The sequence below is a fragment of the Thermococcus sp. genome (assembly GCF_027066465.1).
In the GTDB taxonomy this organism is placed as follows: Archaea; Methanobacteriota_B; Thermococci; order Thermococcales; family Thermococcaceae; genus Thermococcus.
Genome location: NZ_JAMONU010000168.1, coordinates 1 through 6,855 on the forward strand (window position 1 = coordinate 1; position 6,855 = coordinate 6,855).

The 6,855-nt window shown below is 54.5% G+C and carries 8 protein-coding genes and 1 pseudogene; 4 read left to right on the top strand and 5 right to left on the bottom strand.

The genetic code is table 11. The annotated features are described in order from the left end of the window. From prs to MVK46_RS08270, 3 genes are all read right to left on the bottom strand, one after another. Window positions 1-596, bottom strand: a 596-nt coding sequence (gene prs / locus MVK46_RS08260; protein WP_297536204.1) for a ribose-phosphate diphosphokinase, incomplete at its 3' end; no start/stop codon positions are given. Between the two features lie 54 nt (window positions 597-650). Then, the gene (locus MVK46_RS08265; RefSeq protein ID WP_297536205.1) at window positions 651-1,352 is read right to left on the bottom strand and encodes a DUF1614 domain-containing protein; all 702 of its coding nucleotides are present in this window, start codon (window positions 1,350-1,352) and stop codon (window positions 651-653) included. After that, complete coding sequence (locus MVK46_RS08270; RefSeq protein ID WP_297536206.1) at window positions 1,345-1,713, bottom strand: ASCH domain-containing protein; 369 nt, start codon at window positions 1,711-1,713, stop codon at window positions 1,345-1,347. Before MVK46_RS08270 ends, MVK46_RS08265 begins: the two co-directional genes overlap by 8 nt. An 89-nt stretch (window positions 1,714-1,802) precedes the next feature. Between MVK46_RS08270 and MVK46_RS08275 the strand changes: the two genes are divergently transcribed. Both MVK46_RS08275 and radB read left to right on the top strand, forming a co-directional pair. Beyond that, on the top strand, window positions 1,803-2,438 hold the full coding sequence (locus MVK46_RS08275; RefSeq protein ID WP_297536207.1) for an MBL fold metallo-hydrolase: 636 nt from the start codon (window positions 1,803-1,805) through the stop codon (window positions 2,436-2,438). A gap of 9 nt (window positions 2,439-2,447) precedes the next feature. Beyond that, entirely contained in the window at window positions 2,448-3,113 is a 666-nt protein-coding gene (gene radB, locus MVK46_RS08280; RefSeq protein ID WP_297536208.1) for a DNA repair and recombination protein RadB, read from the top strand. A 62-nt stretch (window positions 3,114-3,175) separates the two neighbouring features. Here the strand turns inward: radB and MVK46_RS08285 are convergent, their stop codons facing one another. Together MVK46_RS08285 and MVK46_RS08290 are read right to left on the bottom strand one after the other, a co-directional pair. Beyond that, a complete protein-coding gene (locus MVK46_RS08285) occupies window positions 3,176-4,591 on the bottom strand; it encodes a DUF402 domain-containing protein (RefSeq protein ID WP_297536211.1) in 1,416 nt (471 codons plus the stop codon). Then, complete coding sequence (locus MVK46_RS08290; protein WP_297536209.1) at window positions 4,563-5,294, bottom strand: hypothetical protein; 732 nt, start codon at window positions 5,292-5,294, stop codon at window positions 4,563-4,565. Before MVK46_RS08290 ends, MVK46_RS08285 begins: the two co-directional genes overlap by 29 nt. Window positions 5,295-5,416: 122 nt before the next feature. Here MVK46_RS08290 and moaA point away from each other — a divergent pair, with 122 nt between their 5' ends. Both moaA and MVK46_RS08300 read left to right on the top strand, forming a co-directional pair. Then, window positions 5,417-6,343, top strand: a complete 927-nt coding sequence (moaA, locus tag MVK46_RS08295) for a GTP 3',8-cyclase MoaA (RefSeq protein WP_297536210.1) — start codon at window positions 5,417-5,419, stop codon at window positions 6,341-6,343. Between the two features lie 42 nt (window positions 6,344-6,385). Further along, window positions 6,386-6,855, top strand: a pseudogene (locus MVK46_RS08300) (hypothetical protein); the annotation flags it as partial.

The following is a 6,855-nucleotide window of genomic DNA, read 5'->3' on the forward strand; positions in this document are numbered from 1 at the left end:
TCTATATCAACCGGTCTCATCTCAACTTCAGTAGGGGAAACCCTCCTCTTCTCGAAGTGGCTGTACTCAAGGCCAAGCTCCTCCGCAACGGCCCTCGCCCTTCCAAGCGCCCCCCTGTCTGGTGCAAGGACTATGCCCTCGCCGAGCTTCTCGCGGAAGTAGTCCGCTATGACCCTCGCCGGGGATACGTTAACGGCCTTTCCCGGGAAGAACCTTAGGGTTTCCGGGTTGTGGAGGTCGAAGATGTAGAGTTCATCGTAGTAGAGGCCGAGAGCCTTCATCACGGCCCTCACGCTCACAGGCTCCCCTTCCTTCGTAACCCTGTCCTGCCTGCTGTAGGCGAAGTAGGGAACTACGGCACGGAGTTTTTTGAAGCCCTTCTCGCGAAGGGCGTCCCCGATGAGGAGCAGCTCAACGATTTTCTCGTCCTGCGGTGCGAAGGTAGAGCTGACGACCGTTGCTTCCTCGCCGGAACCGAGAACCCGAACGTACTTCTCCCCGTCGGGGAACTTCCTCAGCTCGACCTCTATAATTTCCCCTCCGAGTTCCCTAAGCTCTCCCTCCAGGTGCTTTCCCCCGCTTCCAATGACGAACATGAGCGCCACCCCCTTGCCAGCTTTCTGTTTAATATCCGCCTTATAAATCCACCGTTATACCAAAAGAACGGCAATTATTCCCGCGAGGAAGATTCCGTCGAAGGTTCCAGCACCGCCTATGCTGACCATCGGCGCTCCCAGGCGTTTTATCTTGTTCCAGTTCATCAGGTCTGCCCCTATGAGAACGCCGAGGGTTCCGCTCACGTAGGCGACCACGGTGGGATTCCCATCGCCCAGAACCCATCCCAGGAGAACCGCTATCAGCGGAGGGAAGAGGGAGGGCATTGCAATGCCGAGACCCTTGACGGGCCTTGCAACCGCGTTGCTTAGGAGGGACGCTATGAAAACCGCGAGGAGGGTGTTGAGGAGGAGGTGGTACTGGTGGAGGTGAATCAGCCTCACAACCTCGTATACAACCACGCTCAGGGGAACGAGCGCCCCTCCGACGTTGACGGCTATAACGGTCTTGCGCTCCTCCCAGTCAAAGTACGGGACGGGGTATATTACGCCGAAGAATCCAACCTCCCTTACCCGGATTACCGGCTCGTAGGTGACCTCCTCTGCTATGGGGATGTTTATGAAGCTTCCCACGAGCGCCGCGGCGAAAAGGGTTATCGCAACCTGCGGGGGAATGCCGAGTCTGTCGAAGGCGAGCAGGACTGCACTCGAGAAGAACATGAAAATCAGAACGAAGATGGCGGTAATCAGAACTAGGAACGGCCACGTTAGGGGAGGGAAAAAGTAGCGCCTATTCATCTTTGACCACCACGTTGGCCCATATCTGAACCCCCTTTGCCATCTCTACATCCTTGGGCCTCCCGAACTTCTCGGCGTTCCTGAACACCCATGCGTAGAGCGGCTTTCCATTGGAGTACTCTCTCAGGAAACTGAGACTCGCGCGGTGCTTGTCCTCGTGCTTCGCCAATTCCTCGGGTGTGAACGGTCCGAGCACGTCGACGAGTTCGGCCTTTCCAACGGCTTTTCCATTGCTGATTATCAAAATCTCTCCCCTGATTTTCGTTCTCGTCTTTCTAATCTCCCAAACCTTCTTCCCCTCAACGATTAGGCTCGCGTACGGTTCCCTAACGATGAGACCCTTCCTCCTCTCCATCGCCATCGTCTTTAGTATGTTTCGAGCTTAATAAAACCAACGCTGGGAAAACTTTAAGTCCGCTTAACCTAAAGGCATTGGAGGAGGTTGAACCGATGAAGGTCATCTGGTACGGTCATTCCTGCTTTTGGATTGAAACGAAGGGAGTGAAAATACTCATAGACCCCTACCCGGAGGTTGACGATGACCGGATTGGGGAAGTGGATTACATATTCATAACACACGAACACACCGACCACTACGGGAAGGTCGAGTTGCTCTCGAGGCTCAGGGGAGCGACCGTTGTTGGACCGAAGCAGGTCTACCTGATGGCGGTGGCGGATGGTGTTACTCGAGTTAAAGAAATCGAGGCGGGGCAAACGATGGAGCTTGAAAACGGCGTGAAGGTTACAGCAGTATACGTTGAGCATCCCTCCAGTCAGTATCCCCTCGGCTACCTGATTGAAGGGGACAAGAGGCTCTTCCACCCCGGCGACACCTACGCAACGCCTGCCTTTCAGAGGCTTCGCGGCAAGGTTGACATACTTCTCGTTCCGATAAGCGGCCGCTCAACGGCCAACGAGAGGGAGGCCGCCCACATCGTGGAGGACATAAGACCGAGGGTCGTCATTCCTATGCACTACGGCGTCTATGGTGAAGCAGAACCCGGAAAGCTCGCGGAGGAGCTGAGGAGAAGGCGCGTCTGGGTTCTAGTTAAAGTGCCGAGGCTCTATGAAGAGATGTCCTTCTGAGGGAAAGGCATGCTCTCAACAGGCTCGCGGAAGCTCGACGAACTGCTCGGCGGCGGATTCGCCCCTGGGGTGCTCACGCAGATTTACGGCCCCTACGCAACAGGGAAGACGACATTGGCGGTTCAAACTGGAATTCTGAGCGGTAAAAAGGTTGCCTATGTGGACACGGAGGGGGGCTTTTCTCCCGAACGGCTGAAGCAGATGGCAGAAGCCAGAAACCTCGACCCCGATGAGGTTCTGTCGCGCTTCATTCTCTTCACTCCCGCTGATTTTAAGGAGCAGAGAAGGGTTATAGGCTCCCTCAAGAAAGTCGTTGACGAGTCGTTCTCGCTGGTCGTTGTTGATTCCATAACGGCCCACTACAGAGCGGAGGAGAACAGAACCGGACTTTTAACAGACCTGAGCAGACAGCTACAGGTCCTCCTGTGGATTGCAAGGAAGAGGAACATCCCCGTTCTCGTAATCAACCAGGTGCACTACGACAGCAGGCTCGAAAGGACGAGGCCAGTGGCGGAACAAACCCTCGGCTACCGCTGTAAGGACATACTCCGCCTCGATAAGCTCCCCAAGCCGGGCTTAAGGCTGGCCATCCTCGAAAGGCACCGCATTCGCCCGGAGGGGGTTATGGTCTACTTCAGGATTACGGAGAAGGGAATAGAGGACGTTGGTGAGTGAGATATTACCTAAATATTGAAGCCGTAATATTCAACAAGGATGATAAACAAAAAGGAAACCCTTCAAATCCTCTCGTAGACCTCCTGCGTAATCCTCAGCACGGCCTTGTAGAGCTTCTCTGTAATTATGCCCTCCTCGTAGTGCTCTACCAACTTCTCCTTGTCGATTATCTCCTTCGTTCCATCCGGCCATTTAACGATGTCAACCTCGAGGTCAACGTAGCGCGCTCCATCGGGGTAAATCTCGACCGGCGTGTTGATGTTGTAGTACTCGCCCTTCAGGTTGCCGTTCTTGTCGTAATACCTGTGCACGAACCACCACTTGCCGGCCTCGATTTCAGTTATGGCGTAGTCGCCGAACTCTATCGGGAGGTCGAGGCCGTCGTAGAACTTGCCGGGCTTGAGGTGCCTTTTTATCGTGACCTTGAGCGGGTTGTGGCTTACCTCTACTACCTCCCCCGGCCCAATCCTTATCCTCTGGCCGTCGGGCTTGACGTGGTCGAGGCTGAAGAGCCAGCCCTTTCTCGGTCCCTTGTTCTCTATTAAAGCCTCCCAGAAGCCCTGGTTCACCTTGGCCCTCTGGCCGGGAACCTTGGCGAGGATTCCCTCCGCTATCTCAACCGCGAAGCCGAGCTCGGGGTCCTTCGCCTTGAGCTGGTGGTGGCCCTCAACCGTCGGGACGACCCTGTTCCTTATCTCGTCGAGCTTCTTCTTGGCACCGCCGCCGAACTCGACCTCGTAGATGTTCCTGCCCTCTATGATGAGCGACGGGGCAAAGTACGTGTCGGCCTTGGCCAGTCTGTCGGCTAGCTTTGACAGGCGGACTATCTCGTCCCTCAGGGTGTTCCAGTCCTTGTAGGCTGCTGCCGTTCTCCAGAGGATTCCCCACTCACCGAGGTCTATGCTCAGGCCGAGGATTCTGAGCCTCTCGCGCTCCTGGTTGTCCCTTATCTTCCTCGAAATCTTCACGTGCCTCTGCGCGCCTATCGGCTTTGGAATCAGCACCGCGTAGTCGCCCGGGACGGTTAGGGTTGTGCTGAGCTGGGGAAGCAGGTTGTGCTTCTTCACCTGAACGAGAACCTCAAACCCTTCTCTGGCATTGGGCAGTTCGCTCTTTGGAAGGGTCCCTATGGCACTTCCTATGTCCACGTAAACAAACTTCTCATCCACCTTAACAACGAGGCCCTTGTATATTCCGTAAAGCTGATACGGAAGCCTCCTAAAAAAGACGTCAATCAGTTCATCTTCAAGGACCCTTTTGGCTTCTTCAACCGCGTTTCCAACGAGGACAACCCCGTGTCTGTCCTTCTTGTCGTAGATGTCAACGTCGAACTCATCGTAGGTCTTTTCGAGGCCGAAGCGCTCAACAATCTTGTTGCTCGGCTGGCTTATGCCGAAGCCCCTGTCGAGGAAGAGCTTTGTCAGGGCGGTGCTGTATATTCCCCTAATCCTAACCGTAAGCCCTGTGTCTGTAGACACTTTCACCACCTCTTCTCTTCTTCTCCACCACTCCGATGAGCGCCAACCCCTCAAGGATTTCCTCAGCGTCTCTCACTCCGCTGAGCTTCTCCACGTTCCTCGCTTCCACCCAGAGCAACCCCTTCGCGTGCCACTCCATGAGGGCATGCTCAACTCTGTAAACGTCTGAGGGATGAGCGTAAAGTCTGTAAACGAATTTTACAAGGCTCTCGAGCTTTTCTTCCAGCGCCCGTGTTTTCCTTATCTCCTCAAGTATGCTCACGGGAACCTTTTTGTGGTTTTCGCTTAGGAATGAAAGTCCTTCCACTTCTCCCCCAAGCTCGCTTATGGCCTTCCTAACCGCGTAATCGTAGAGCCGGTGAAACTGAACGAGCCTGTCAAAGGACGCCTTGAACCGCGTTCTCGAGGGGTAATCGTCCCTCGCCAAGAGGGACAGCAGCTCTTCCAGCCGGAACTTCATCTGGTGTTCGTTTCTGTACAGCTCCTTCGCCAGCTCTTCGAGCCGACCCCCGAACTTGGACAGCTCCTTGTAGATGACGGATGACAGTTCGAGCTTCCTCGAGGAAATTCGATGCAGTTCCCGTATCAAACCCTCCAGTTCCTCCGAGGTCATCTCATCGTAGATTTTTGAGAAGGAGCTTTCAAAAGAGGAGTGGAGAGCCTCAAGCTCCGCGAGATTTCTCCTGAGTTCTTCCACGTCCATGAGAACTACCCCCATGGGATTTGGGACTCGGACTACTTTTACTTTTCGATGTCCTGTGTTAAACAGAAACGCTTACCCGAAAGCCTTTTTTAAAAGCTCGTGTATCGAGTTAAGGTGTTGCCATGACGCTCTACGACCGCTTTGCCCGGCCAGTGACGAACCTAAGGATTTCGCTCACGCAGGACTGCAACTTCCGCTGTTTCTTCTGCCACAGAGAAGGTCAGCGGTTTTCAGCTAAAAACGAAATGACACCCGAGGAAATAGAGAGGATAGTAAGGATAGCCTCGCGCCTTGGAATAAGGAAGGTTAAGCTGACCGGCGGTGAGCCAACCGTTCGGGAGGATATCATCGAAATCGTTAGGAGGATAAAGCCGTACGTGATAGACCTCAGCATGACAACCAACGGGAGCAAGCTCAAAGAGCTGGCCAGGCCACTCGCGAGGGCTGGACTCGACAGGGTGAACGTCTCGCTCCACAGCCTCAAACCGGAGGTTTACAAAAGAATCACCGGGGTTGACATGCTGGATGTCGTTCTTGAAGGCATCGAGGAGGCTGTAAAATATCTCTCCCCCGTCAAACTCAACATGACGGTCATGAGGGGCCTCAACGAGGATGAAATATGGGACATGGTTGAATTTGCCGCGAGAACCGGGACGGTGCTTCAGCTCATAGAGCTTGAGGCGCCGAGGGAGATGACGGAGACGGCATTCTTCCGGAAGTACTTCTATCCCCTCAAGCCGGTTGAGAGGGAACTTGAGAGAAAGGCCGTTGAAATCCGCGAGAGGAGAATGCACAGGCGGAGGAAGTACTTCATCCCAACGGACTACGGAATAGCCGAGGTCGAGGTCGTTAGGGCGATGCACAACACAATTTTCTGCGCCAACTGCACGCGCCTGAGGGTTACCTCTGACGGAAAGTTCAAGACCTGCCTGCTGAGGAACGACGACCTCATAGACTTTTTGAGCGCCATGAGAAGCGGCGCGACGGACTGGGAGCTTGTTGAGATTCTGAAAAAGGCAGTTATAATGCGTGAACCCTACTGGCGTTAGAAAAGTTTTTGTGCATGAAGGTTGAGTAAGCTTGGTGGTAACGTGCTGGGGGGCCCCGGTCTGCTGTACCTCACTGGGGTTATGCTGATTTTCATCGGGATATACGGCATGATGAAATCGTACCGCGAGTATCAGAGGCACACAAGGCCGATAAAGAGGCTTGCGGCTACCCTTATAGTGTCCTTTTTCCTGTTTGGAATAATAGGGGGACTTGCCATATTCCTGATGGTTCTCTACGGGCCAAGCTTCTGGGTTCTTGAGGCCGTTTCTGTTACCGCCAGCTACCTTCTGCTCTCTAACTCGGCCCTTGGTTTGCTGGAGAAGGTCGAGGTCAGGCACAGGGCAAGGAGGAAGCCGGTTCCCCTCTGTCCCCTTCCAGTGGCGGGCATAGTAGGCTCAAGGAGAGACGCTTTGACGCTTCTCAAGGCCCTGAAGTCCTACCTCGGCACACCCCTGATGATAATAGCCAGGGAGCATCCCGACCAGTGGCGGAGGAGCACCGGACTGAGCCC

Excerpts from the sequence above, each read along its gene's own strand:
- MVK46_RS08290 (WP_297536209.1), bottom strand. The coding sequence starts at position 5,294 with ATGGACGTGGAAGAACTCAGGAGAAATCTCGCGGAGCTTGAGGCTCTC.
- radB (WP_297536208.1), top strand. The coding sequence starts at position 2,448 with ATGCTCTCAACAGGCTCGCGGAAGCTCGACGAACTGCTCGGCGGCGGA.
- MVK46_RS08275 (WP_297536207.1), top strand. The coding sequence starts at position 1,803 with ATGAAGGTCATCTGGTACGGTCATTCCTGCTTTTGGATTGAAACGAAG.
- moaA (WP_297536210.1), top strand. The coding sequence starts at position 5,417 with ATGACGCTCTACGACCGCTTTGCCCGGCCAGTGACGAACCTAAGGATT.
- MVK46_RS08265 (WP_297536205.1), bottom strand. The coding sequence starts at position 1,352 with ATGAATAGGCGCTACTTTTTCCCTCCCCTAACGTGGCCGTTCCTAGTT.
- MVK46_RS08270 (WP_297536206.1), bottom strand. The coding sequence starts at position 1,713 with ATGGCGATGGAGAGGAGGAAGGGTCTCATCGTTAGGGAACCGTACGCG.